This is a genomic window from Streptosporangium brasiliense, from assembly GCF_030811595.1.
In the GTDB taxonomy this organism is placed as follows: Bacteria; Actinomycetota; Actinomycetes; order Streptosporangiales; family Streptosporangiaceae; genus Streptosporangium; species Streptosporangium brasiliense.
The window spans coordinates 4,471,138-4,495,651 of sequence record NZ_JAUSRB010000002.1; the positions used below are offsets into that span (position 1 = coordinate 4,471,138).

Annotated in this window: 20 protein-coding genes; 12 read left to right on the top strand and 8 right to left on the bottom strand. The window is 72.3% G+C overall.

Annotated elements, in window-relative coordinates:
• Nucleotides 1–47 precede the first annotated feature (47 nt).
• Both J2S55_RS29155 and J2S55_RS29160 read right to left on the bottom strand, forming a co-directional pair.
• Nucleotides 48–854, bottom strand: a complete 807-nt coding sequence (locus J2S55_RS29155) for an ABC transporter permease (protein ID WP_306867527.1) — start codon at nt 852–854, stop codon at nt 48–50.
• Nucleotides 851–1,825 (bottom strand): ATP-binding cassette domain-containing protein, encoded by a 975-nt coding sequence (locus J2S55_RS29160; RefSeq protein ID WP_306867529.1) that lies wholly within the window; start codon nt 1,823–1,825, stop codon nt 851–853. Before J2S55_RS29160 ends, J2S55_RS29155 begins: the two co-directional genes overlap by 4 nt.
• A gap of 143 nt (nt 1,826–1,968) precedes the next feature.
• On the opposite strand from J2S55_RS29160, the gene J2S55_RS29165 reads away from it, so the two are divergent.
• Nucleotides 1,969–2,568 carry a PH domain-containing protein gene (locus tag J2S55_RS29165; protein WP_370879709.1) on the top strand — a complete coding sequence of 200 codons (600 nt, stop codon included), beginning with the start codon at nt 1,969–1,971 and terminating at the stop codon, nt 2,566–2,568.
• A 269-nt stretch (nt 2,569–2,837) separates the two neighbouring features.
• The gene (locus J2S55_RS29170; protein WP_306867531.1) at nt 2,838–4,490 is read left to right on the top strand and encodes a PH domain-containing protein; all 1,653 of its coding nucleotides are present in this window, start codon (nt 2,838–2,840) and stop codon (nt 4,488–4,490) included.
• Nucleotides 4,491–4,822: 332 nt separating this feature from the next.
• On the opposite strand, the gene sepH is transcribed toward J2S55_RS29170, so the two are convergent.
• Entirely contained in the window at nt 4,823–6,349 is a 1,527-nt protein-coding gene (gene sepH / locus J2S55_RS29175) for a septation protein SepH (protein WP_306867533.1), read from the bottom strand.
• 606 nt (nt 6,350–6,955) lie between these two features.
• Here sepH and J2S55_RS29180 point away from each other — a divergent pair.
• Nucleotides 6,956–7,990: a hypothetical protein gene (locus J2S55_RS29180; protein WP_306867536.1), complete on the top strand. Its 1,035-nt coding sequence runs from the start codon at nt 6,956–6,958 to the stop codon at nt 7,988–7,990.
• Nucleotides 7,991–7,999: 9 nt separating this feature from the next.
• Here the strand turns inward: J2S55_RS29180 and J2S55_RS29185 are convergent, their stop codons facing one another.
• Nucleotides 8,000–9,316, bottom strand: a complete 1,317-nt coding sequence (locus tag J2S55_RS29185) for a D-arabinono-1,4-lactone oxidase (RefSeq protein WP_306867538.1) — start codon at nt 9,314–9,316, stop codon at nt 8,000–8,002.
• A 111-nt stretch (nt 9,317–9,427) separates the two neighbouring features.
• Nucleotides 9,428–10,618, bottom strand: coding sequence for an MFS transporter (locus J2S55_RS29190; RefSeq protein ID WP_306867541.1), 1,191 nt, complete (start codon nt 10,616–10,618; stop codon nt 9,428–9,430).
• Nucleotides 10,619–10,744: 126 nt separating this feature from the next.
• On the opposite strand from J2S55_RS29190, the gene J2S55_RS29195 reads away from it, so the two are divergent.
• A complete protein-coding gene (locus J2S55_RS29195; RefSeq protein WP_306867544.1) occupies nt 10,745–12,004 on the top strand; it encodes a lytic transglycosylase domain-containing protein in 1,260 nt (419 codons plus the stop codon).
• 58 nt (nt 12,005–12,062) lie between these two features.
• Here J2S55_RS29195 and J2S55_RS29200 read toward each other — a convergent pair whose 3' ends face one another.
• Complete coding sequence (locus J2S55_RS29200) at nt 12,063–13,025, bottom strand: ferrochelatase (RefSeq protein ID WP_306867547.1); 963 nt, start codon at nt 13,023–13,025, stop codon at nt 12,063–12,065.
• Between the two features lie 115 nt (nt 13,026–13,140).
• On the opposite strand from J2S55_RS29200, the gene J2S55_RS29205 reads away from it, so the two are divergent.
• Nucleotides 13,141–15,123: a S9 family peptidase gene (locus J2S55_RS29205; protein WP_306867551.1), complete on the top strand. Its 1,983-nt coding sequence runs from the start codon at nt 13,141–13,143 to the stop codon at nt 15,121–15,123.
• A 91-nt stretch (nt 15,124–15,214) separates the two neighbouring features.
• Nucleotides 15,215–15,949, top strand: coding sequence for an inositol monophosphatase family protein (locus J2S55_RS29210; RefSeq protein ID WP_370879801.1), 735 nt, complete (start codon nt 15,215–15,217; stop codon nt 15,947–15,949).
• A 47-nt stretch (nt 15,950–15,996) separates the two neighbouring features.
• Here the strand turns inward: J2S55_RS29210 and J2S55_RS29215 are convergent, their stop codons facing one another.
• On the bottom strand, nt 15,997–16,155 hold the full coding sequence (locus J2S55_RS29215; RefSeq protein WP_306867556.1) for a hypothetical protein: 159 nt from the start codon (nt 16,153–16,155) through the stop codon (nt 15,997–15,999).
• Between the two features lie 215 nt (nt 16,156–16,370).
• On the opposite strand from J2S55_RS29215, the gene J2S55_RS29220 reads away from it, so the two are divergent.
• The 5 genes from J2S55_RS29220 to J2S55_RS29240 all read left to right on the top strand — a co-directional run bounded on the left by J2S55_RS29220 (nt 16,371) and on the right by J2S55_RS29240 (nt 21,294).
• Complete coding sequence (locus J2S55_RS29220) at nt 16,371–17,024, top strand: response regulator transcription factor (protein WP_306867559.1); 654 nt, start codon at nt 16,371–16,373, stop codon at nt 17,022–17,024.
• Nucleotides 17,025–17,104: 80 nt separating this feature from the next.
• Complete coding sequence (locus J2S55_RS29225) at nt 17,105–18,403, top strand: sensor histidine kinase (RefSeq protein ID WP_306875610.1); 1,299 nt, start codon at nt 17,105–17,107, stop codon at nt 18,401–18,403.
• A gap of 271 nt (nt 18,404–18,674) precedes the next feature.
• On the top strand, nt 18,675–18,974 hold the full coding sequence (locus J2S55_RS29230) for a DUF4193 domain-containing protein (RefSeq protein WP_012893211.1): 300 nt from the start codon (nt 18,675–18,677) through the stop codon (nt 18,972–18,974).
• Between the two features lie 86 nt (nt 18,975–19,060).
• Nucleotides 19,061–19,867, top strand: coding sequence for a hypothetical protein (locus tag J2S55_RS29235; protein WP_306867566.1), 807 nt, complete (start codon nt 19,061–19,063; stop codon nt 19,865–19,867).
• A gap of 53 nt (nt 19,868–19,920) precedes the next feature.
• The gene (locus tag J2S55_RS29240; protein ID WP_306867568.1) at nt 19,921–21,294 is read left to right on the top strand and encodes an alpha,alpha-trehalose-phosphate synthase (UDP-forming); all 1,374 of its coding nucleotides are present in this window, start codon (nt 19,921–19,923) and stop codon (nt 21,292–21,294) included.
• Nucleotides 21,295–21,470: 176 nt separating this feature from the next.
• Here the strand turns inward: J2S55_RS29240 and J2S55_RS29245 are convergent, their stop codons facing one another.
• Nucleotides 21,471–21,767 carry a DUF4235 domain-containing protein gene (locus J2S55_RS29245; protein ID WP_306867571.1) on the bottom strand — a complete coding sequence of 99 codons (297 nt, stop codon included), beginning with the start codon at nt 21,765–21,767 and terminating at the stop codon, nt 21,471–21,473.
• A gap of 91 nt (nt 21,768–21,858) precedes the next feature.
• Between J2S55_RS29245 and valS the strand changes: the two genes are divergently transcribed.
• A complete protein-coding gene (gene valS / locus J2S55_RS29250; RefSeq protein ID WP_306867573.1) occupies nt 21,859–24,411 on the top strand; it encodes a valine--tRNA ligase in 2,553 nt (850 codons plus the stop codon).
• Nucleotides 24,412–24,514: the final 103 nt, after the last annotated feature.

The window sequence follows — 24,514 nt, forward strand, 5'->3', positions numbered from 1 at the left end:
TCCGCGGCGGTCGGGCCGCCTTCGGCTGTCCGCGGCGTCCCGACAGATTAGGCCCGGCTGCGGAACGCGCGGATCGCCAGGGGAGCGAAGACCGCCGCCAGTGCGGCGGCCCACAGCAGCGAGCTGACCGCCGGTCCGGCGACCTCGCCGCCGAGCAGCAGCCCGCGGACGGCGTCGGCGAGCTGCGTCACGGGGTTGACGTTCACCCACACCTGCAGCCAGCCGGGCATCGTGTCGGTCGGCACGAACGCGTTGCTGGTGAACGTCAACGGCATCATCAGGGAGAACGCGAAGATCTGCACCTTCTCCGGATCCTTCGCCTTGAGGCCGATGAGCACCGACATCCAGGACATCGCCAGCGCGAAGACCAGCAGCAGCGCCACCGCGCCCAGCACGCCGGTCACCCCGGTCTGGATCCGGAAGCCCAGGATCGTGCCGATCGCGAGGAACAGGAACAGCGCCCAGAGCTGCTTGGCGGTGTCGGCGACGATCCGGCCGGCCAGCGGCGCGGTGCGGGCGATCGGCAGGCTGCGCAGCCGGTCGAAGACGCCCTTGGTGATGTCGGTGTTGAGGCCGATCGCCGTGGTCAACGTGGCGAACAGCGCGTTCTGCACGATCAGGCCGGGCAGCGCGAACTGCAGGTAGTCTCCCGTGCTCCCGGCGATGGCGCCGCCGAACACGTAGGTGAACAGCAGCAGGAACATCACCGGCTGCACGCTCAGGTCGAGCAGCTCCATGGGGTTGTGCTTGATCTGCACCAGGCTGCGCCAGGTGAGCGTCATCGTCTGGCGGAACCCGGCCGACAGGCCGGGACGCCTGGCCGCGGCCGGGACCGGTGCGGTCGTCGTGGTCATGCGAACACCTCTTCGTCCTTCATGGTTCCGGCGGGCTCGTCCTCGGCGGGGTGACCGGTCAGGGCCAGGAAGACCTCGTCGAGGCTGGACTTGCGCAGGGCGAGCTCGGAGGCGACGACCCCGAGGTCGTCCAGCCGCCGCACGATCGCGGGCACCACCGCGGGGTCGTGCACCGACGCCACGACCTTCCCGCCGGCCTGCGCCGGGGTGTCGCCGACGACGTCGGCGACGACCTGGACGACCAGGTCGAGCTGGTCGGGCCGGAGCGGCCGGACCTCCAGGACCTGCGCCCCGGTGGTCGCCTTCAGCTCGTCGGAGGTGCCCGAGGCGATCACCCTGCCGTGGTCGAACACCACGATGTCGTCGGCGAGCTGGTCGGCCTCCTCCAGATACTGGGTGGTGAGCAGCACCGTCACCCCGTCGGCCATGAGGTCGCGCACCACGCTCCACAGCTCGGTGCGGCTGCGCGGGTCGAGGCCGGTGGTCGGCTCGTCGAGGAACAGCACCTGGGGCCGTCCCACCAGGCTGGCCGCCAGGTCGAGGCGGCGGCGCATGCCGCCCGAGTAGGTCTTGGCAGCCCGGCTCCCGGCGTGCGTCAGCTCGAACCGCTCCAGCAGCTCGGCCGCCCTCGCTCGGGCGTCGGCCCGTGACAGGTCGAGCAGGCGGCCGAGCATCACCAGGTTCTCCACGCCGGTGAGCGTCTCGTCGACCCCGGCGTACTGTCCCGTGAGGCCGATCAGCGACCGCACCTGGTGGGCCTGCTCCGTCACGTCGAACCCGCCGACCGACGCCCTGCCCCCGTCGGGGCGGAGCAGCGTCGCCAGGATCCGCACGGCGGTGGTCTTGCCCGCCCCGTTGGGCCCCAGGACACCGAGCAGCCGTCCCTGCGGCACGAGGAGATCGACCCCGTCGAGGGCGCGGGTCTCCCCGTAACGCTTCACCAGACCCTCCGCCTGAATGGCGTATCGCATGATCGGCACCTCTTCCTAGTGATCGGGCCACCAGAGTGCACGGCCCCACTGACACTTCCCTGATCGCCCGCTGACCCCGGTGGGGGCCGCTGACAGATCGCTGACACGAGGGGCCGCCGGCCGGGACCCTCTAGGCTGACAGCGTGAGCGACCGAGCCGATGAGCACAGGGATGTCACGAACGGCGCCCCGGCGGCAGGCGGGGCGGGTGCGCGGCCCCCGGGAGGCGATCGCGTCCCGTTGCGCGCCCCGGCCAACCCGGTCTCCCGCAAGGCCGTCACGCTGTGGCTGCTGGAACAGGCGTTCTGGGCCGTCGTGCTGGTGGGCGGATCCTTCCTGCTGGCCCGGTGGGCCGACGGGGGCCGGTGGTCCTGGCTGCCCGGCTGGGCACTGGACGGCGTCTGGTGGCTGCCGGCCGTGGTGGCGGTGCTCGTCGTGCCGGCCGCGATCGTCGAGCCCTTCTGGCGCTACGCCGTGCACCGGTGGGAGCTCAGCGGGGACGTGGTCTACGCCCGGTCCGGGTGGATCAGCAGGGAGTGGGCCTTCGTCCCGGTCAGCCGGATCCAGACGGTGGACAAGACGCAGGGCACGCTGGAGCGGACGCTCGGGCTGGCCACGGTCGAGATCCGCACGGCCTCCCACGCGGGGTCGTCCACGATCCAGGGCCTCGACTACGAGGTCGCCGCGGCCCTGGCCGAGGAGCTCGCCCGGCGGGCCGAGGAGCTGAGGGACGACGCCACATGACCGAACCCCCCGAGCGGCAGAGTCCTCCCGCGCCGCCTCCCGGGCGGCCCGTGGCGCCTCCAGGGCGGCAGGGCCCTCCGGGAGAGCCGGATGCGCGGGGCGAGGCCCCCTCCGAGGCCGCCCCCGGTGGCCCGCCGCCAGGCCCGCGGGCCCCGTACCCCGTGCCGGGTGACTCCGGCCCGGAGCCGCCCCGCGTGCCCGGTGGCCCGCCGCCAGAGCCGCAGGCCGTCCCCGGTGACCCGTCGACAGGTCCGCAGGCCGCGCCCCCTGTGCCCGGTGGCCCGCCGCCAGGCCCGCAGGCCGGGGAGTACGGCCCGCCGACCGGCCCCAGGCTGCGGCTCAGCCCCAAGGTGCTGCTGACGGATCCGATCCGGATGCTGCCCTCGCTCTTCCTGCCGCTGGCCGGCGTCCTGTTCATCGGCGGCTTCTCGCCGGGCTCGTTCGGGTGGGCGGCCTTCGGCGTCATCGGCTCGGTCGTCTACGCCGCCGTCCGCTGGGCCACCTTCACCTACCAGGTCGTCGGCGACCGGCTGGAGCTCACCCGGGCGCTGGTCAGCAGGTCGGTACGGACGATCCCGCTGGAGCGGATCAGGGGCGTCGACGTCAGCAACCCGCCCCTGCACCGGCTGCTCGGCATCGCGGTGCTGAGGATCGACACCGGAGCGGGCGGTGACGAGAAGCAGGAGGGCGAGCTCGACGGGGTGACCGTCGAGGAGGCCGAGCGGCTCAAGGCCGTGCTCCTGTGGCACGCCCGCGCCCGGATGGCGCGGCGGGCCCAGGCGCAGGAGGCCGCCCGGGCGGCCGCGGGGCCGGATCCCGCGCTCCCGGGACCCGGCCCGGCCGGCGATGCCGTGACGGACCCCGGCGCGCCCACGGGGACCGCCGTCCCCGCCACGGTCCGTCACGAGGTCGGTGAGACGACTCCCGAGCGGGTGTTCTTCGTGGTGCCGCGCAAGTGGCTCGCCTACGGCCCTCTGTCGGGGGCCTACCTGCTGACCCCGTTCGCGCTGGTGGCCGGTGCCGTGGGCCTGGCCTTCCAGTGGGGCTCGGAGCTCAAGATCGACGGACGGGCCGTGGTGAGCGCGGGGGAGTGGCTCTGGGGGCACCCCGCCCTCCTCGTCGGCGCACTGGTGCTGCTGGTGCTCGCCATGCCGGTCGTCGGCGCGATCATGTACGCCGTGTTCAACTGGGACTTCACCCTGCGCGCCAGGGAGGGCTATCTCATCGCCGAGCGTGGCCTGGTCACCCGCCGCAGCGTGTCGCTGGAGCGGCGCAGGGTGCGCGGGTTCGAGCTGGTGGAGGGGCCGGCCGAACGATGGGCGGGCCTCGCCCGCGCGTGGGCGATCGTGACGGGTCTCGGCGACTCCGAGACCCGGGGGCAGCTGATGCCGGTGGTGCCACGGGCCATCGTGCTCGACGTGGTGGGTGAGGCGATCGGCCCGATCGCCACCGGGCTGCGGCCCCATCCGGCGGCGGCGCGCAGGCGCCGGCTGTTCCGGGCGGTCTTCCCGTGGCTGGTGGTCGCCGCCTGCGCGGCGGCGGCCGCCGTGACGTGGTCCCCGCTCTGGTGGGGGCTCGCGCTGCCGGCGCTGCTCCTGGCGGCGCTGGGCGTCCCGCTCGGCCTGGACCGCTACCGCTCTCTCGGCCACACCTACGACGGGGCCCGCCTGTCGGTGCGATCGGGGTCGCTGCGCCGTTCCCAGGCCGTGGTGGAGGAGCGGGCCGTGGTCGGCTGGACCCTCCGGCAGACATGGTTCCAGCGGCGTGCCGGAGTGCTGACCGTGGTCGCCGGAGTCGGCGCGGGCACCGGCGGCTACGAGGCGATCGACGTCGGCGAGGCCGAGGGCGTGGCCTTCGCCGCCGAGGTCACGCCCGGCTGGCTCGCCCCGTTCAGCACTGACGGAGTCACTACCCGGCCCTGACCCGCCTGACCGGCGGAGCGGTCATGATCCTCCGTGCGGCGGGGCACTGTGATCTGCCCGTGCGGTGGGCGGTCATGATCCCTCCGTACGATGGGGCGCTGTGACCTGCCCGTGCGGTGGATGGCCGTGACTGCTCCGTGCGGTGGGCGGTCGTGACTGCCACGTGTACGGCGGGGCGCTGTGATCTGCCCGTGCGGTAGGCGGTCGTGACCGCTCCGTGTGGCGGGTGCTCCAGGCGCTCCATGCTCCGCGCGGAGCGGGTCCGTGACCCGTCCACACGGCGGAGCGGGGGCGACCGGTCCTCCGGTCACCCCCGCTCCGCCGCGGTGTGGTCAGTCCTGGCGGCGGGCGCCGAACATGATCTCGTCCCAGGTCGGCACCGACGCGCGCCGTCCCCGGGCCTTCTTCGCCGGCCGTGCCGGGGGCGGTGCCGGCTTCGGCGGCTCCGCGGGCTTCGGCGCCTCGGCAGGCTTGTCCACCGTAGGTTTGGCGGCTTCGGGCTCCTGCGCCGCGGGCTTGTCCGGCTGCCGCGCCCCTTCCTTGACCGGGCCGGCCGGAGCAGGCCGTTCGTCCGCGCTGACGCGTGCCGCCGGCACGGCTATCGGGGCCTCCCGGGCCGGTTCCGGGTCGGCCTCGGGCTCCTCGGTGTCGGGCGCCGCCGCGGCCGCCTCGGGTGCCGTCTCCTGCTCGGCGACCTGCTCCCGGACGGGCTCCGGCGCGGCCGGCTCGGGCGTGGTCTCGGGAACCTCCGCGACGACCGGCTCCGGCCCGGCGACCGGCTCCTCCACGGCGGCCGGCTCGGGCGCGGCGGCCACCGCCGGCGCTACGGGCTCGGGCTCCGGGAGGCGGGCCGGCGCGGACGCGGCCGGTGCCGTCCCGGCCGCCGGCTCCGGCCCGGCGGCGCCGGCCGGTGGGGCGGGCTCGACCGGCTCGTGGACGGCGGCTGGCTCGGGCCTCCTGACCGGCTCCGGCGCCCTGGCCGGTGTGTAACCGGGCTGGTCCGGGGCGCGCAGCGGCGGCACCGAGGACCTCGGCGCCTCGTATCCGGCCGGGAGCGGGGGCATCGGCGGCTGCACGTAGGCGGCCGGGGACTCGGGCTGCTCGTAGGCGGCCGGAGGCTCGGGCCGCTCGTGGGCCGGCGCGGCCGGGGGCTCGTTGCGCACCACCGAGGGGAACGAGACCGGCGGCTGGTTCAGCGGCTCGGGCGCCAGCGGCGGCACCGGTGCGAGCTTGGCCACGCGCGGCACGAACGGCGTGACGATGGAGTCCTCGACCGGCTCGACGTATTCGCCGGCGGACAGGCGCATGGCCTCGTCGTCGTGCGGCGTGATGTGGCGCCGTCGCGGATCGAAGATCCACTCGGCGTTGCGGCTGTGACCGTTCCAAACGAAACCGAGCTTGATCCGCCACAGGTTGTCGTCCCTTTTGGCGGAGTCCCAGTCGATCTCGTCGGCGGGCACGCCGCGACGGGTCAGCCGCTCGGCGACCAGGTCGCCGAGGGTGGGACCGGGAGCGGAGTCGCCCGGCAGCCGCACGGCGCAGCGCTGCGCCTGCTGAGCCATGTACTCACGTTCCTGGAGCACGGGGCCCTCGAACCACCGCACCCGCTCGACCGGGATGCCCGCCGTGGCGGCGATCTCCTCCGCGGTCTCGCCGGCACGGATCCGGGCCTGGATCTCCTTGGGGCGCAACGGACTCTCCACTTCGATCTCGTACTGGCCGAGACGGGAGAAGTTGCCGCGGACGGCAGCACGGAGCCGGTCGTCGACGGGCAGCGTGAACCGGGTCCCCCGGCCGGCTGTCGCCAGCACGAGATAGGTCCCGTCCTCACTCACCGCGACGAGTCGGAGCTCCTGCATGCGAGTCCCTTCGTCGTCGTGCTCAATCTTCCCCCGGACCCTTGAGTCTCTCGCGTGTGCCGGTTGCCTGCCAGCACCGTACCCGGCATGTCCGAACATCGCCTTCCTGGATGGGGCTCGCAGCGATGTGACGCCGGTCACATTTGCTCCATTCATCTACTTGCAGGCACCGGTGTGGAGCAGCACGTTCAGGGTCCTCGACGGATTCTCCCCAATAACGCCGGGTGCCGTTGTGGACTTCGGCCAATAGCCGGGAGATGACATCGGGACCCGCCGGCCGGTCCCCGGGCGGCGTGTCGCGGCCACGGGGGCGTGGGGCGGGGGTCCGGTGCGGTCCGGGCCGTCACCGTCGCCGGAGGTCATGGCAGCCGGTGTGGCGTGGAGCGGCGGTCGATGTGGACGGCGGGAGAATGTCATCTCCGGCGTACTCCCTCGGGGTTGGGCGGCGCGGGGCGTCTGCGAATCTGCCTGTCGCACAGGTCACAGGAACAACAGGACACGCGGATGCGTCATTCTTCGAGGGAGCCTTTACGCACCCCTTTACCGAAAGCTTGTGAGAAGGGACTGATTCGGGGAATGGGCGGCCAGCAGAGATTCGATCTGAGCATGCCGCAGATCGTGGGGGGCGCTCTGGCCACGATGACGGCGGCGGTGGCCGCATCGTATCTGGGGGTCGCCGGCACGGTGATCGGCGCGGCCGTGATGAGCGTCGGGAGCACGGTCGGCGGCGCCGTATACACCCACTACCTCAAGCGCACCGGCACCCAGCTCACCTTCCTCAGGGGACACGAGGCCGCCGACGACCCGCCCAGGAAGGTGGAGGGCGAGGGCGAGCTGGCGACGGCCGCGCGGGCCACGGTGCGGGGCGAGGCGCAGGCCCGGTGGGCCGGTGGGCCGGCCCCGGCGGAGCTGGACGCCCCGACCTCGGTGCTCCCGGCCGTCGGCACGGTGGATCCCGACGCCCCGACCTCGCCGTTCCCGGTGAGCAGGCCCGCCTCGGCGGACCCCGACGCCCCGACCTCGGTGCTCCCGGCCGTCGGCGGCGGCGCGGCGCCGAGCGCCGACGACCTGGACGGCCTCGTCGTGGTGGACGTCGACCCGGCCACGGCCGAACTGCCCAGGATCACCGACGGCACCCACGCCGACGGCCCCCGCGTCAGGGTCTGGATGCTGGCGGTGACGGCGGTGGTGACGTTCGCGCTGGGCATGGGGGCCATCCTGGGGTTCGAGGGGCTCACCGGGCAGCCGGTCTCCAGCACCGTCCGGGGGGAGAAGGGGTCGGGCACCAGCCTCAACCCCGGCGCCGGCAAGCGGGACAAGAGCCCCGACCGGGTCAAGCACTCCAGGCCGGCCAGCCCGGCGCCGCCGGCGATCCCCGACAGGACCTCCGAGCCGACCGCGACCGCCGACTCCGGGCAGCCCGAGCGGCCGGGGACGGAGCCGCCCGCCGAGCCCACCCCCTCGCCCACTCCGACCCGCACCCCGACCCCGGAGCCGACCTCCGGTCCCACCCAGATCGACCCGTCGCCGGAGCCCAGCGACCAGCCGACCGGCCCGCCGCCGAGTGAGCTGCCCCCTCCCGACGAGAGCGGGCCGCAGAGCGAGGGGCCCGAGGGGCAGAGCGTCCTCGGCGACGGCTGAGGGGCCGTCTCAGCCCAGGACGGCGTCCAGATAGTCGTTGGTGAACACGCGCTGCGGGTCCAGCCGGTCCCGCAGCGTCCGGAAGTCGCCGAACCGGGGATAGACCGTGGCCAGGTAGGCCGCGTCGCGGGTGTGGAGCTTGCCCCAGTGCGGCCGGCCGCCCAGCCGGGTCATGATCTCCTCGACGCCCTCGAAGTAGGCCGGGTTCGGCGTCGGCCGGTAGATGTGGCAGGCGATGTAGGCCGAGTCCCTGCCGTAGGCGGTGGACAGCCACGCGTCACTGGGCGGGGTGACCCGCACCTCGACCGGGAAGGTGATCTTCCAGTCCCGCCGTTCCACGAGGTCGCGGGTCTCGCGCAGGGCCTGGCCGAGGCGCTCGCGCGGGATCGCGTACTCCATCTCCAGGAAGCGCACGTCCCGCACGCTCGTGAAGATCTTGTACGAGGTGTCGGTGTGGGTCGAGGCCGACAGCGCCGCCGCCGAGATCGCGTTGAGCCGGGGGATCGCGCCGGGGAAGCGCCCGCCGATCCCGCACAACGCGCCGAACAGGGTGTTCTCCAGGAACTTGTTGTCCAGCCAGTGCCTGAAGGCGCCGGGCGGATCGGCCGGCCCCGCGCTCCGGTTGTTCCGCTTGGTCAGGCAGGTGTCGGTGTGCGGCAGCCAGAAGAAGTCCAGGTGCTCGTTGTCCGAGGTGATCGTGTCGAGCGAGTCGAGGATCCCGGTCAGCGTCATCGGCTGCCGGACGCTGCGCAGCAGGAACGACGGCTCCACCCGGAAGGTCACCGCGGTCACCACGCCGAGCGCGCCGAGGCCGACCCGGGCGGCGTCGAACAGGTCCTGCTCGCTCACCCCGTCGCGGACCTTCCCCGTGCCGCCGCGGGTGACCGTGACGACCTCGCCGTCGGCGAGCACCAGCTCCAGCCCGGTCACCTGGTCGGCCAGGCCGCCGACCTCCCGGCCGGTGCCGTGGGTGCCGGTCTGGATGGCGCCGGCGAGGGTCTGGGCGGTGATGTCGCCCATGTTCGCCAGGGCCAGGCCCATCCGGTCGAGCTCCTCGTTCAGCACGTGGAGCGGTGTGCCGGCGGCCGCCGTCACCCAGCCGTCGCCGGTCTCGCGGACGCCGGTCAGGGCCTCCGGCCGCAGCAGCAGGCCGTCGGTCAGCGCGACCCCGGTGAAGGAGTGCCCGGTGCCGACCATCCGCACCCGGCGTCCCGAGGCGGCGGCGTCCCGTACGGCCCGCGCCACCTCCTCCGTCGAGGAGGGCACGCGGACCTCCTGCGGGGTGGCGGACTGGTTCCCGGCCCAGTTGCGGAATGTCTCGCTCATGCACGCTCCTGCCTGTCGGCGTCATGGAGCACGCATGGTCTGCGCCTTCGGCCTACGCCGCGGGCACCTGTTCACCCCCGCTCCGCTCGCGAATGTGAACAATACTCATGATTACTGCTGGGGGATAGGGGTCCGCAGCCAGGTGGAGCCGCCGACGCCGATGATCACGGCGAGTACGGCACAGGCGAAGGAGAACCCGTAGGCGTTGGAGGCGCCGAAGACGTCGGTGAGCCGGCCGCCCGCCCAGGCGCCGAGCGCCACGCCGAAGCCGACCGCGGTGGAGACCCACGACATGCCCTCGGTGAGCAGGTGGGCCGGGACCAGCCGCTCGACCAGCGCGTAACCGGTGATGATCGTCGGGGAGATGGCCAGCCCGGCGAGGAACAGCGCCGGGACCATGATCTTGACGTCGCCGATCAGGGCGATCGGGGTCAGCCCGGCGGCGAACACCCCGAGGGCGCGGACGAACCGGCGGCGCAGCGAGATCTTCCACTGCCGCGCGCCGTACCAGAGGCCGGAGACCAGGCTCCCGCCGGCGACCGAGGCCAGCAGCAGCCCCGCGGCGGGCTTGGCCCCCTGCTCCTCGGCGAACGCCACCGTGATCAGGTCCACCGAGCCGAAGACCGCGCCCATCGCCAGGAACACGCACGACAGCAGGGCGATCCCGGGGATGGTGATCGGGGTGCCGGAGTGCTTCTCGCCGCGGCGGACCGGCGGCTCGGTGCCGCGCTGCATCGCGAAGGCGATCGTGCCCACGACCGTGCAGACCAGGGCGACGATCAGGCCGGCGTAGGGGTTGACCGCGGTGGCCAGGGCGCTGACCAGCGCGGGCCCGGCGACGAAGATGACCTCGTCGGCGACCGACTCGAAGGAGAACGCCGCGTGCAGCTTGGCCGACCCGGCCAGCAGGTGCGTCCAGCGGGCCCGCACGAGCGAGCCGAGCGACACCGCGCTCGCGCCGGCCACGACACCGGCGGCGAACAGGCTCCAGACGGGCGCCTGGAGCTCGGCGCAGAGCATCAGGCCCGCCAGCGCGGCGCCGTGGGCCAGGGTGAACGGGACGATTACCCTGGCCTGGCCGAACCTGTCCACCAGCCGTCCGGTCAGGGGCGCGGCGACGGCGTAGGAGACGTTGACGGTGGCCGCGACCGCGCCTGCCATGGCGAAGGAGTCGGTGAGAGCCTCGATGAGCATGACGATGCCGATGCCGAGCATCGACATCGGCATCCGCCCGAGGAACCCGGCGATGACGAAACCCTTGACGCCGGGCGTGCTGAACAGCCCCCGGTACGGCCCGACCACTGACAGCTCCCCCTCGCGCGCTTCCGGCGTAGATCGTAGCGACCATTTCCTACCGGACCGCCACCCGGCAAGCCATTTTCCGCGCAATGGCACACATCATGGCTTCTTGGAGCTAACGTGAGCGCGGTGTCGCATCTTCCCCGGTTGTGGGCGTTCGTCACGGTGCTGGCCGTGGTCGCCGCGCTCGCGGTCGTCGGCGGCGCGGTGTTCGTCGCCACCCGACCCACCGACTCCCTCAGCGCCGCCGCCGCCGAGTCCGACGTCCGGGACCTGGCCGGGATCGTCCCGCTGGCCAGTCCTCCGGCCTCCGGGACGGCCGCGCCGGCCACCCCTCCGGCGGTCGGCCCGACCCCGGCCGCCTCGGCCACCGGCGGTCCCGGGATCACCCTGACCCCGCCCCGGCTGCTGGTGATCTCCCAGTCGACCCTGCCCCAGCAGACCAAGGAGGACATCTCGCAGCTCAAGCACGTCCAGAAGATCGACTCCTTCGACGGCGGGGCGGTGAAGGTGTCCGGGGCCGGGCTCAACCTGCTCGCGGTCGACCCCGCCCGGTTCCGCGCCTGGGCACCGAAGGCCGTGGCCCAGCAGCCCGCGGTGTGGAGCGCGCTGGCCAAGGGCGAGTTCGTCGCCGACAGCTCGGCGGTGCGTCGCCTCGGGCTGGTCCTCGGCTCGCACTACCAGGTGGACGGCGGCCCCCTGCTCCGGGTCGCGGCCTCCGCCTCCTTCGGCCTGCCCGGCGTGGACGGCCTGGTGGGCGCCGAGACCGGGCGGCGGCTCGGGCTGCTGCCGGGCGTGGCGCTGCTGGTGCACGGGCCGGAGAAGGCGGCGGCGGCCCTCAACGCCGGGGTGCGCAAGCTGCTGAGCTCGGGCGCGCAGGTGATCACCGTGGGCGGCGGCCGTACGGTCCGGACCGCCACCGGGAAGACCACCGCCGACAGGACCACGGGCAAGGCCAAGGACAGGACCGCCGAGCGGCCGCGGGCGGCCCGGAAGGTGGCGGTCGGTCGGCCCGGCAGCTATCTGGAGCTGTACCGCAGGTCGGCCACCGTCTGCCCGGGTCTCTCCTGGACGGTGCTGGCCGCGATCGGTCAGGTGGAGAGCTCGCACGGGCGCAACAACGGGCCGTCCTCGGCGGGCGCCCAGGGGCCGATGCAGTTCATGCCCGCCACCTGGAAGGCCTACGGCGTCGACGGTGACGGCGACGGCGTCGCCGACATCTGGAGCCCCTACGACGCCGTCCCCTCGGCGGCCAACTACCTGTGCGCCAACGGCGCGGGGCAGGGCGGCAAGAAGTTGGAGAAGGCCATCTGGTTCTACAACCACTCCTGGTCGTACGTCAGCAAGGTCATGTCCGTCTCGCGGGGCTACGCCGCCGCCTACCCGTGACGGAGCGGGGCCACGCCGCCGCCCGCCCCGGACGGATCAGTCCCCTGCCCGGGACGGATCAGCCCCGGCGGCGGGGCGGGGCGGGGCAGCAGGTGGCCGCGCAGGCGGCCGGCTCCGGCTCGGCCAGCAGCTCCCCGATCATCGAGACGAACCGGGGGTGGGTGCCCGCGGTGGCGGCCCTGGCCAGCGGGAGGCCCAGCTCGGCGGCCAGCTCCGCGGCCTCCACGTCGAGGTCGTAGACCACCTCCATGTGGTCGGAGACGAACCCGATCGGCACCAGCACCACCGCGGGGGCGTCGATCTCGCGCAGGTGGTCGCAGACGTCGGGCTCCAGCCACGGGATGTGCGGGGCGCCGCTGCGGCTCTGCCAGACCAGGTCCCACGGCCGGTCGCCGCCCAGCTCGGCGCTGATCAGCGAGGCCGTCCGGCGCAGCTGCGCCTCGTACGCCCCGCCGTGCGGCCCGGCCGTCTGGGCCATCGAGACCGGGATGCTGTGCGCGGTGAAGACCAGGCGCGCGGAGTCGCGGTGCTCGGCCGGCAGCTCCTCCAGAGCCTCACGGGTGTGGTCCGCCATGGCCGCGACGAAGCCCGGGTGGTCGAAGTAGTGCCGGAGCTTGACGATCTCCGGGGCGTTCTCGACCGCGGCCCTGGCCAGGGAGATGTCGTCGATGTACTGCCGGCAGGCCGAGTAGGAGCTGTAGGCGGCGGTGACGAAGGCCGCCGCCCGGCGCACGCCGTCGGCGGCCATCCGGCGGAGCGTGTCCTCCAGGTAGGGGTGCCAGTTGCGGTTGCCCCAGTAGACCGGCAGGTCGACGGTCGGCTCGACCGCGGCGATCAGGTCGCGGCACTGCTGGTTGATCGGGCTCGCCCCGCCGAAGCGCTGGTAGTGCGCCTCGACCTCCAGCAGCCGCTCGCGCGGGATCCCCCGGCCCCGCACCACGTTCTCCAGAAACGGCATCACGTCGTCGGGCTTCTCCGGCCCTCCGAACGAGACGACGAGCAACGCGTCGTAAGTCCCCATGGCATTCATCAAACCGCATTCGGGAGGCTCCTCTCACATGGTCGCCCCGGTTGTCCGCATCCGGGTGTCGACCCGGATGCGCGACCGGGGGTGAGGACCGATGTAAGTTCGGGTCGTGACCCCTTTCAACGACATTCGTGACTATGTCGGCGTACCGCGGGTGGCGTCCCTGCGGCTCTCCCCCGACGGAACCCGCCTGGTCAGCGTGGTGCAGGCGCTGAACCCCGATGGCAAGTCCTACGGAACGTCCCTGTGGGAGATCCCTCTCGACGGGCGCAGGGCCTACCGGCTGACCAGGTCCGTCAAGGGCGAGGCCGGGGCGGAGTTCACCGCCTCGGGCGACCTGATCTTCGGCTCGCGCCGCCCTGACCCGGAAGTGAAGGAGCCCGACGAGGAGGTCCCGGCACTCTGGCTGCTGCCCGCGGTGGGCGGCGAGGCCAGGCAGATCGCCTCCCGGCCCGGCGGCGTGACCGGGTTCGCGACCGGCGGCCGGAGCGTGGTCTTCGGCTCCGACGTCCTGCCCGGTGACGAGACCACCGAGGAGGAGCGGCGCAAGACCCGCAAGGACGCCGGGATCAGCGCGATCCTGCACGAGAGCTCCCCGGTGCGCTACTGGGATCACGACCTCGGCCCCGGCGAGCCCCGGCTGTTCGCCGGGACCCTCGGTGACGACGACCGGCTGGCCCAGGTCAGAGATCTCACCCCGCAGCCGGGCAAGGCGCTGGTCAACGCCTCCTACGACGTCACCCCCGACGGGGCGACGGTCGTGACGACCTGGTCGGTGCCGCAGCCGGCGGGCGAGCTCCGCTCCCGGCTGGTGGCCATCGAGACCGCCGACGCCGGGGCCCTGCGGGTCGTGGCCGAGCAGGAGGGCCACGACTTCAACGGCCCGGTCAAGGTCTCGCCCGACGGGCGCCTGGTCGCCTGCGTCCGCGAGCGCCACGCCGACACCTCGCGGATCCCCGAGGTCACGATGTGGATCGTGGACCTGGTCACCGGCGAGGGGCACGCCGCCGGCGGCGACCTGTGGCCGGCCGACGTCGTCTGGGCGCCGGACTCGCGCTCCCTGTACGTGGCCGCCGACCACCAGGGCCGCCGCCCGGTCTTCGAGGTCCCGGCCGACGGCTCCGAGCCGGTACGGCTCACGCCCGACGACGCCGCCTACCTGTCGCTCGACGTCGCGCCCGACGGCACGCTCTACGCGCTGCGCAGCGCCGTGGACCGCGCCGCGGGGCCGGTCCGGATCACCGCCGGCGGCACGGTCGAGGAGCTGGCCTCCCCGGCCCCCGCGCTGGAGCTGCCCGGCACCCTGACCGAGGTCACCGCGACCGCCGACGACGGCGCGACGGTCCGGGCCTGGCTGGTGCTGCCGGAGGGGGCCTCGGCGGAGAACCCGGCGCCGTTCCTGCTCTGGATCCACGGCGGCCCGCTGTCGAGCTGGAACGACTGGTCCTGGCGGTGGAACCCGTGGATCATGGCCCAGCACGGCTACGCCGTACTGCTGCCCGACCCGTGCCTGTCCACCGGCTACGGGCCCGAGATGATCCGGCGCGGATGGGCGGACTGGGGCCCGCGCACCCACACCGACCTGATGGCGGTCACCGACGCCGCCCTGGAACTGCCGGAGGTCGACGCCACCCGGACCGCCGCCATGGGCGGCTCGTTCGGCGGCTACATGGCCAACTGGGTCGCCGGCCACACCGACCGGTTCAAGGCGATCGTCACCCACGCCTCGCTCTGGCACCTGGACCAGTTCTCCGGCACCACCGACGGGCCGATGTACTGGCAGCGCGAGTTCGGCGCCCTGGGCGGCGAGCTGTACGGCAAGCTCTCCCCGCACCTGTCGCTGGCGGAGATCTCCACGCCGATGCTGGTCATCCACGGCGACAAGGACTACCGGGTGCCGATCGGCGAGGGCCTGCGCCTGTGGTGGGACCTGCAGCGTTCGGGCGTGGAGTCGAAGTTCCTCTACTTCCCCGACGAGAACCACTGGGTGCTCAAGCCGGGCAACGCCGTGGTCTGGTACGAGACCGTGCTCGCCTTCCTGGCCCAGCACGTTCTCGGCCGGGAGTGGAAGCGGCCGGAGTCGCTCTCGTGACCTTGGCCGAGCCGACGAGGGGGCGGAGACCGTGGAGAAGGTAGGGGTCTTCGCCCACCTGGCCGAGGAGATCGCCAGGGAGGCCGGAGAGATGCTCGTGGCCAAACGGCCGGCCCGGCCGGAGGTGCTGGCCACCAAGTCCAGCCCCACCGACGTGGTGACCGAGCTGGACAAGGCGTCGGAGGCGCTGATCCGCTCCAGGATCCGGGCGGTCAGGCCGGACGACGCGATCCTCGGCGAGGAGGGCGGCTCGACCGGCGGCGGCCGGGTCCGCTGGATCGTCGACCCGATCGACGGGACGGTTAACTTCCTGTACGGCCTGCCCGAGTGGGCGGTCAGCATCGCCGTCGAGATCGACGGCGAGGTCGTCGCCGGGGTGGTCAACGTCGTGCCCCGGGGCGAGGTCTTCACCGCGGCCAAGGGCGAGGGCGCGTGGCTGGCGGGGCAGCGGCTGCGCTGCAACACCGGTGTGCCGCTGGAGCGGGCCCTGATCGCCACCGGGTTCGGCTACGAGGTCGGCCGGCGGACGGTCCAGGCGGAGGTGCTCGCCCAGGTGGTGCCGCGGGTGCGCGACATCCGCCGGGGCGGCTCGGCGGCCTCGGACCTGTGCTCGGTGGCGGCCGGCCGGGTGGACGGCTACTACGAGCGCGGCCCGCAGGCGTGGGACTACGCGGCCGGCGGCCTCGTCGCCACCGAGGCCGGGGCCGTGATCGGCGGGCTGAACGGCAGGCCGGCCAGCCCGGACTTCACACTCTGCGCGGCGCCGGCCCTGTTCGAGGAGCTGCACGGGCTGCTGGCGCCGCTGGACCCCGAGCGCGACACCTGACGCGAGGGAGCCCCCGGCCGCCGGCCGGGGGCTCCCTCGCGTCAGCGCTAGATGGAGACGCCGTTGTCCGTGGCCAGACGGCGGAGGTCCTCGATCTCGGCGGTGAAGGTGTCGGCGAGGTAGTCGTCGCCGGCGGATCTGGCCTCCTGCAGGTTCTTGTAAGCCTGGTTGAGGCGGTGTCCGATCGTGGTCGTGAACTCGCCCATTTCACCTTCTTTCAAAAAGGGGGCTGAAGGTAGGGCTGCGGGGGGCTGGCTCCGGCTCTACCCACTGTCGGGTATCGGCTAAACCTGTATGTGTCACACATCACGGACAGTGCCTATCCTGGCACCCGCCTTACCGTCGGCTTACGGCGGGTGTGGCGACAATGGGTAGCCGTTCCAGCGGCTGTTTCCATATCTCACGGGAGGTACCAGAGGCCGTGCGGGTGCTTGTGGTTGAGGACGAGCGCGTGCTCGCCGACGCGATCGCGACGGGGCTCCGGCGCGAGGCCATGGCTGTCGACGTCGCCTACGACGGCGCGGGCGCGCTGGAGCGGACCGGCTACATCGACTACGACGTGATCGTCTTGGACCGGGACCTGCCCAAGGTCCACGGGGACGAGGTCTGCCGCCGCCTGGTGGCCGAGCGGACCGCCTCGCGGATCCTGATGCTGACCGCCTCGGGCGACGTGGACGACAAGGTGGAGGGGCTGGGGCTGGGCGCCGACGACTACCTGGCCAAGCCCTTCGTGTTCGTCGAGCTCGTGGCGCGGGTGCGGGCGCTCGGCCGGCGCTCCGCCCCGGCGCTGCCGCCGGTGCTGGAGCGCTCCGGGGTCCGCCTGGACCCGGGCAAGCGGCTGGTCACCAGGGACGGCGAGGAGATCTCGCTCACCAAGAAGGAGTTCGCGGTCCTTGAGGAGCTGATGCGCGCCGAGGGCGCCGTCGTCAGCCAGGAGGACCTGCTGGACAAGGCGTGGGACGAGAACATCGACCCGTTCACCAACGTGGTGCGCGTCACCATGATGACCCTGAGGAAGAAGCTGGGCGAGCCTCAGGTGATCGAGACGGTGCCCGGGGTCGGATACAAGTTGTGAGTGTTCCAGCAGGCAGGGGGGAGGACCGGCCCGACATCGTCCCGGCCGGTGAGGCGCGCGAGTCCATGCCCACCCACCCGATGATCAGCCCGCACTCCGAGAGGGGGGCGGCCAGGGGAGCCCGGCCCGCCCCCGGCGCTCCGGGGCGCGCCCAGCCGCCACCGCCCTCCGGTCCACCGGTGTGGGACGGCCCGCCCCCGGCGGGCGCCGTCCCGGTCAGCCCCACGCCCCTCGACCGGCTGAGGGTGGCCATCGACCGGCTCAGCATCCGCTGGCGGCTGACCATCACCTACGGCGTGCTGTTCTTCGTGGCCGGGATGCTCCTGCTGTTCGTGATCTACATGATGGTGGGCTGGGCCATCAACGGGGCCTGGCCGGATGTCAGCCTGCAGAACGTCTCGCCCGTGCTGGAACAGAAGTTCCAGCAGGAGTGGCTCGGGTGGAAGCACGCCGCGATCGACGAGGCGCGCAACGCCCTGCTCAGCCGCTCGCTGCTGGCCCTGGCGGGCGTGGGCATCCTGGCGATCATCATCGGCTATCTCGTCGCCGACCGGGCGCTCAAGCCGATCCAGCAGATGACCGCCACGGCCCGCAAGCTCTCCGGCACCACGCTCGCCCACGAGCGGATCGGCCTCAAGGGCCCCGACGACGAGCTCAAGGAGCTGGCCGACACCTTCGACGCGATGTTGACCAGGCTCAATGTGGCGTTCGACACACAACGGAGGTTCGTGGCCAACGCCTCGCACGAGCTCCGCACCCCGTTGACGATCAACCGGACGGTCCTGGAGATCGCGCTGGGCGACCCCGAGGCGTCGGGGGACCTCAAGGCGCTGGGCCGTACGCTCCTGGAGGTCAACGCCCGCAACGAGCAGCTCATCGAGGGCCTGCTGCTGCTGGCCCGCAGCGAGCGGGAGCTGAGCGTGCGCAAGCCGGTGGACGTCAAGGACGTCGCCGAGACCGCCGTCGAGCAGCTCGCCTCGCGTGCCGAGGAGGCGGGGGTCACCATGACCACCGAGCTCCAGAGTGCCGAGACGGAAGGCGATCCGGTCCTGCTGGAGCGCTGCGTGGCCAATCTGGTGGAGAACGCGATAAAGCACAACCTCCCCGAATCCGGGCGCCTGTGGGTGCGCACGGGAATGGTGGAGGGGGCCTTGGTTGTTCAGGTGGCCAACACGGGGCCGCATGTGCCCGCATACGAGGTGAACAGCCTGTTCGAGCCGTTCCGGCGGCTCAACGCCGACCGGGTCGATTCGGCCCGCGGGGCGGGTCTCGGGCTGTCCATCGTCCGTGCGGTCGTGCGCGCTCACGGGGGTAACGTGACCGCCGTCCCCAGGGACGGCGGAGGTCTCGTGGTGACCGTGAGACTCCAATCACGTTGATCCGGCGGGGGGCGTCTCGTTCACGCCGTACATGTGGTTGGATGTGCCGTCGAACACGGTGGTTCATGTCGCCAATGCTGTGGTTTACGCCATATTTGGCTAACCGCGCCTATTGGCGGTAGGTCCCTCACGTGTAGGGAGGTTCAGCGACCATTCCAGCAGGGTACCGAGCAGGAATCTCTCTGTCGGATTGGGCACAAGTTGGGCCTCTCGGACGTTACACACGCGCGAGCCGGCGCAGACAGATAGATGAGGGGGATGGAGCAGACCAATGGCTACCGATTACGACAGCCCACGCAAGACCGATGACGACCTCAATGAGGACAGTCTTCAGGAACTGCAGGCGCGCCGTACCGACAAGTCCTCGGGCAGTATCGACATCGACGAGACGGATCTCGCCGAGTCGCTCGAACTGCCGGGTGCGGACCTGTCCAACGAGGAGCTCTCGCTCCGGGTGATCCCTCGTCAGGCCGACGAGTTCACCTGCGCACGCTGCTTCTTGGTGCACCACCGCAGTCAGCTCGCCGTCGAGAGGAACGGTCAGCAGATCTGCCGGGAGTGCGCGGCCTGACGATGGTTTCCGATGGCCTGTCCGATGTGTGCCCTCAGGTGCAAGGGTAGAGGGCCCCAGGACAAGCCTTGAGGAGGTTCCGAGACATGACGTCAGAGAACAAACAGACCGGTGCCGAGCCGGGCGACTCCACGGCCGCGGAGTCGGCCGGCACACCGGAGAACGAAGTGGCCGAGATCGTCGGCAGGCTCGCCGAGCCTGGCGACCTGGATGGCGCCGAGCGGCGACGGCTGCTCGGCCGCCTGACCGCCACGCTGGCCGACGGGGCGAAGAAGGCCAGGTCGTCCGGGGTCGGCCGGGGCCGGTGGCTGGCCGACGTGTTCATGGCCGTGGCCCCCCGCATCCCCATCCGCGACCTCGCCACCCTCTCCGAGCACCACCACGGGCTCACCTCCGAGGCCCTGGCCGACGACCTGGCGCGCACCGCCTCCAAGGCCACCATGACGGTCGGCGCGATCGGCGGCGCCCTCGCCGCGGCCGAGTTCGCCGCCCCGCCCCTGCTGCTGTCGGCCCCCGCCCAGCTCGTGGCCGAGACCCTCGTGGTCGCCGCGATCGAGGTCAAGCTCATCGCCGAGCTCCACGAGGTCTACGGCGTGCCGGTGCTGGGCACCGGATCCCAGCGGGCCGTGGCCTTCGTGACCGCCTGGTCCAAGCAGCGCGGGGTCGACCCCATGTCCCCCGGTTCGGTCACCGTCGCCCTGGGCGCCGCCACCAAGACCGCACTGCGCAACCGGCTGATGCGCACCCTCGGGCGCCACCTGACCACCCTCGGCCCCTTCCTCACCGGCGCCGTGGCCGGAGGCGCGCTCAACCGCGCCGCCACCCGGAAGCTCGCCGACGTCGTCCGGGCCGATCTGAGGGTCCATCGGGCACTTCCACCTGGAAAGTCATAGAAACGCCCGAATTGGGTAGTCGTTATGGGTAAGACGACTATCTGGAGGAATCTGTGCAGGGCCGCAGCTCGTTTCTGATCGTGGCTAACCGCCTCCCCGTGGACCGGGTGGGTGAGGACATGTGGCGGCGCAGCCCCGGCGGCCTCGTCACCGCGATCGCCCCCGTCCTCCAGCGCCGGGAGGGCGCCTGGATCGGATGGCACGGCGCCCCCGGCGAGCGGCTCGAACCCTTCGACCACGACGGCATGCACCTCATCCCCGTGCCGCTGTCGGAGTCGGAGGTTGAGCTCTACTACGAAGGCTTCTCCAACACCACGCTCTGGCCGCTCTACCACGACGTGGTCGCCCCCCCGGTCTACTCGCGCGCCATGTGGGAGGCGTACCGCACGATCAACGAGCGCTTCGCCCAGGCCGCCGCGGAGCAGGCCGCGCAGAACGCGGTCGTGTGGATCCAGGACTACCAGCTCCAGCTCGTCCCCGCCATGCTGCGCGAACTCCGCCCCGACCTGCGCATCGGCTTCTTCCTGCACATCCCCTTCCCGCCGGTCGAGCTGTTCTCGCAGCTGCCCTGGCGGCGGGAGATCGTCGAGGGTCTCCTCGGCGCCGACCTCGTCGGGTTCCAGCGCCCCGGCGGCGCCTCCAACTTCATCCGGCTCTGCCGTCGCCTGCTCGGCCTCCAGCACCACAAGCACGAGATATACGTGGAGGACCGGGTCGTGCGGGCCGGGGCCTTCCCCATCTCGGTGGACTTCGGCGAGCTGGACTCCCTGGTCCGGGAGCCGCACATCATCGAACGGGCCAAGGAGATCCGCGCGGAGCTGGGCGACCCCGAGTGCATGCTGCTCGGCGTGGACCGGCTCGACTACACCAAGGGCATCGGCCAGCGGCTGAAGGCGTTCGAGGAGCTGCTCTGCGAGGGCTCGGTCAAGCCCGGGGAGGCGGCGTTCGTGCAGATCGCCACGCCGAGCCGGGAACGGGTCGAGGAATACATGCGGCTGCGCGACTCGATCGAGCTGCAGGTCGGCCGGATCAACGGCGAGCAGGGGGAGCTGGGCCTGCAGCCGGTGCAGTACATGCACCAGTCCTACGGCCGTGACGAGCTGGCCTCGCTCTACCTGGCGGCGGACGTGATGGTGGTGACGCCGCTGCGTGACGGGATGAACCTCGTCGCCAAGGAGTACATCGCCTGCCACAACGACCTGCGCGGCGCCCTGGTGCTCAGCGAGTTCGCCGGGGCGGCCGACGAGCTGCGGCAGGCTTTCATGGTCAACCCCTACGACATCGACGGGCTCAAGCGGATGATGCTGACCGCGATGCGGGCCACGCCGCACGACCTGTCGCGCCGGATGCGCTCGCTGCGCAGACGGGTGGCGACCTACGACGTGGACCGCTGGGCGAAGGAGTTTCTCGCCGCCCTCGAATCCTGAGAGCCCGCACCGGGAATCCTGAGAGCCCGCACCGGCGGCCTCCGGGGGCCCGGGGCCCGCGCGCCCGGCCGCCTCCCGGTCCCGAGAGCCCGCGCGGCGGCCGCCTCCGGGGTCCCGGGCGCCTCCGGGGTCCTGTCACGGCCTCTGACGGCGGCGGGGCGCACCCCGCCGCCGGGTCAGGAGGCGACCTCCCTGGCCGTGTCCTTGACGGCCTTCCAGGCGTTGTAGCGCTTCTTGGCGGTGCGGCCGACCACGATCTGGGCGACCTGCATGCCCACCCCCATCACCACGGCGTAGCCGATCGCCTCACCGAGGCTGATGTCCAGCGACTCGCTGTCGGCCGGCGGCTTCTTGCCGGTGGCCTTCTCCCAGGCGAACCCGATGACCTTCTTGGCGGCCCAGGCCGTGGCCAGCCCCACCAGGCCGCCGATGGCCCGCCACGCCATGTCCTGCTTCTCGGTCTTGTCGGCCATATGGGTCCCTCCCTTTTCTCCGCTTCCGCTCCGCACAGGAACACTAGTCCCCTCCAGCGTCGCATCGCGTGAAGCCATACCATAGGGAGGCATGACACAACAGCGACTGCGCCATGCGCCCATGCCCGAGAAACCGACTCTCGACGGGCTGGAAGCCGTATGGGTGGACCGCTGGGAGACCGAGGGCACCTACCGCTTCGACAGGACGCGCACGCGGGAGCAGATCTACTCGATCGACACCCCGCCGCCGACCGTCTCCGGGTCCCTGCACGTCGGCCATGTCTTCTCCTACACCCACACCGACACCGTCGCCCGCTTCCAGCGCATGCGCGGCCGCGAGGTCTTCTACCCCATGGGCTGGGACGACAACGGCCTGCCCACCGAGCGCCGGGTGCAGAACCACTTCGGCGTGCGCTGCGACCCGTCCATCCCCTACGATCCGGGGTTCGAGCCGCCCGCAGAGCGTCCCCGCGGCCGCGGGGGTGATCCGCGGCAGATCCCGATCTCGCGCCGCAACTTCATCGAGCTGTGCGAGCGGCTCACCCTCGAGGACGAGAAGGCCTTCGAGGAGCTGTGGCGCCGCCTGGGCCTGTCGGTGGACTGGTCGCTGACCTACGCCACCATCGACGGCGGCGCGCGGGCCGCCTCCCAGCGCGCGTTCCTGCGCAACCTGGCCCGTGGCGAGGCATACCTCTCGGAGGCGCCCACGCTGTGGGACGTCACCTTCCGCACGGCCGTCGCCCAGGCCGAGCTGGAGGACAGGGAGTGGCCCGGCGCCTTCCACCGGCTGGGCTTCACGCTGTCGCCGGAGCAGCGGGCCGCGGGGTTCGGCGACCGCGTCTGGGTCGAGACGACACGCCCCGAGCTGATGCCCGCCTGCGTGGCGCTGGTCGCCCACCCCGACGACGAGCGCTACCGGCCGCTGTTCGGCACCACGGTCAGGACACCGCTGTTCGGCGTCGAGGTGCCGGTGCTGGCCCATCACCTGGCCGAGCCCGACAAGGGGTCCGGCATCGCGATGATCTGCACCTTCGGCGACATCACCGACGTCACCTGGTGGCGCGAGCTGAACCTGCCCACCAGGGCGGTCATCGGCTGGGACGGCCGGATGCTCCCCGAGGCGCCCGAGGGCGTCCCCGCCGAGCCGTACGCCGAGCTGGCGGGCCGGACCGTGCACGGCGCCCGCGAGCGGATCGTGGAGCTGCTGCGCGGGTCCGGCGACATGGAGGGCGAGCCGCGGCAGGTCAGGCGCGCGGTGAAGTTCTACGAGAAGGGCGACCGGCCCCTGGAGATCGTCACCACCCGCCAGTGGTACATCCGCAACGGCGGGCGCGACCGCGGGCTCAGGGAGGCCCTCCTGGCGCGCGGTGAGGAGCTGTCCTGGCATCCGCCCCACATGAAGGTCCGCTACGACAACTGGGTGGAGGGCCTGGCGGGCGACTGGCTGATCTCCCGGCAGCGGTTCTTCGGCGTGCCGATCCCGGTGTGGTACCCGCTGGACGGCGCGGGCGAGCCCGACCGCTCCTCGCCGATCCTGCCGGAGGAGTCCATGCTGCCCATGGACCCCTCCACGGACGTGCCGCCCGGCTACACCGAGGACCAGCGCGGCAAGCCGGGAGGCTTCGCCGGCGACCCGGACGTCATGGACACCTGGGCCACCTCCTCGCTGAGCCCGCAGATCGCGGGCGGCTGGGAGCGGGACGAGGACCTGTTCGAACGGGTCTTCCCGATGGACCTGCGCCCGCAGGCCCACGAGATCATCCGTACCTGGCTGTTCTCGACGGTGGTCCGGGCGCACCTGGAGCGGGGCGTGCTGCCCTGGCGCAACGCCGCCATCTCCGGGTGGATCCTCGACCCGGACCGCAAGAAGATGTCCAAGTCCGTGGGGAACGTCGTCACCCCGCTCGGCCTGCTGGAGCAGTACGGCTCCGACGCCGTCCGCTACTGGGCGGCGCACGGCCGCCCGGGCACCGACACGGCCTTCGACACCGGCCAGATCAAGATCGGCCGCCGCCTGGCGATCAAGATCCTGAACGCCTCCAAGTTCGTGCTGGGCATGGGGGAGGACGGCGGCGAGGTCACCGAGCCGATCGACCTGTCGATGCTGGCCCGGCTGTCGCAGGTGGTCGGCGAGGCCACCGAGGCGTTCGAGGACTACGACTACACCCGCGCGCTGGAGCGGACCGAGCGGTTCTTCTGGGAGTTCTGCGACGACTACCTGGAGCTGGTCAAGGCCAGGGCCTACGGCGAGGGCGGCGCCGCGCGCTCGGCCCACGCGGCGCTGCGCGAGGCGCTCGACGTCATGCTCCGGCTGTTCGCCCCCTTCCTGCCGTTCGTCACCGAGGAGGTCTGGTCCTGGTGGCGTGCGGGGTCGGTGCACCGGGCGCCCTGGCCCACGGCCTCCGCGCGGGGCGGCGAGGCGGAGCTGCTCCCGGTGGTGGCGGTGGTCCTCGGCCGGGTGCGCAAGGCCAAGTCCGACGCCAAGCTGTCGATGCGCGGCGAGGTCTCCCGGCTGACCGTCACCGGCGCCCAGGCCGACCTCGTACGGCAGGCGCAGGACGACCTGTGCGGTGCGGGCGTCATCGAGGAGTTCGTGCTGCAGGACGGCGAGGGCGACCTGCGGGTGGAGGTCACCCTCGCCTGACCCCACACAAGTCTGTCCTTCCGGTCGGACGGTCCTGCCGTACGGTCGAGACACGACAGGCGAGGGGAGGACAGGGCATGACTCCAGGCTGCGGCAGCTGTAG

What these genes read in the sequence shown, in the direction of transcription:
- J2S55_RS29155 (WP_306867527.1), bottom strand. Translation starts at nt 854, where the DNA reads ATGACCACGACGACCGCACCGGTCCCGGCCGCGGCCAGGCGTCCCGGC.
- J2S55_RS29160 (WP_306867529.1), bottom strand. Translation starts at nt 1,825, where the DNA reads ATGCGATACGCCATTCAGGCGGAGGGTCTGGTGAAGCGTTACGGGGAG.
- sepH (WP_306867533.1), bottom strand. Translation starts at nt 6,349, where the DNA reads ATGCAGGAGCTCCGACTCGTCGCGGTGAGTGAGGACGGGACCTATCTC.
- J2S55_RS29180 (WP_306867536.1), top strand. Translation starts at nt 6,956, where the DNA reads ATGCCGCAGATCGTGGGGGGCGCTCTGGCCACGATGACGGCGGCGGTG.
- J2S55_RS29185 (WP_306867538.1), bottom strand. Translation starts at nt 9,316, where the DNA reads ATGAGCGAGACATTCCGCAACTGGGCCGGGAACCAGTCCGCCACCCCG.
- J2S55_RS29200 (WP_306867547.1), bottom strand. Translation starts at nt 13,025, where the DNA reads ATGGGGACTTACGACGCGTTGCTCGTCGTCTCGTTCGGAGGGCCGGAG.
- J2S55_RS29210 (WP_370879801.1), top strand. Translation starts at nt 15,215, where the DNA reads ATGCTCGTGGCCAAACGGCCGGCCCGGCCGGAGGTGCTGGCCACCAAG.
- J2S55_RS29215 (WP_306867556.1), bottom strand. Translation starts at nt 16,155, where the DNA reads ATGGGCGAGTTCACGACCACGATCGGACACCGCCTCAACCAGGCTTAC.
- J2S55_RS29225 (WP_306875610.1), top strand. Translation starts at nt 17,105, where the DNA reads ATGATCAGCCCGCACTCCGAGAGGGGGGCGGCCAGGGGAGCCCGGCCC.
- J2S55_RS29230 (WP_012893211.1), top strand. Translation starts at nt 18,675, where the DNA reads ATGGCTACCGATTACGACAGCCCACGCAAGACCGATGACGACCTCAAT.
- J2S55_RS29235 (WP_306867566.1), top strand. Translation starts at nt 19,061, where the DNA reads ATGACGTCAGAGAACAAACAGACCGGTGCCGAGCCGGGCGACTCCACG.
- J2S55_RS29245 (WP_306867571.1), bottom strand. Translation starts at nt 21,767, where the DNA reads ATGGCCGACAAGACCGAGAAGCAGGACATGGCGTGGCGGGCCATCGGC.
- valS (WP_306867573.1), top strand. Translation starts at nt 21,859, where the DNA reads ATGACACAACAGCGACTGCGCCATGCGCCCATGCCCGAGAAACCGACT.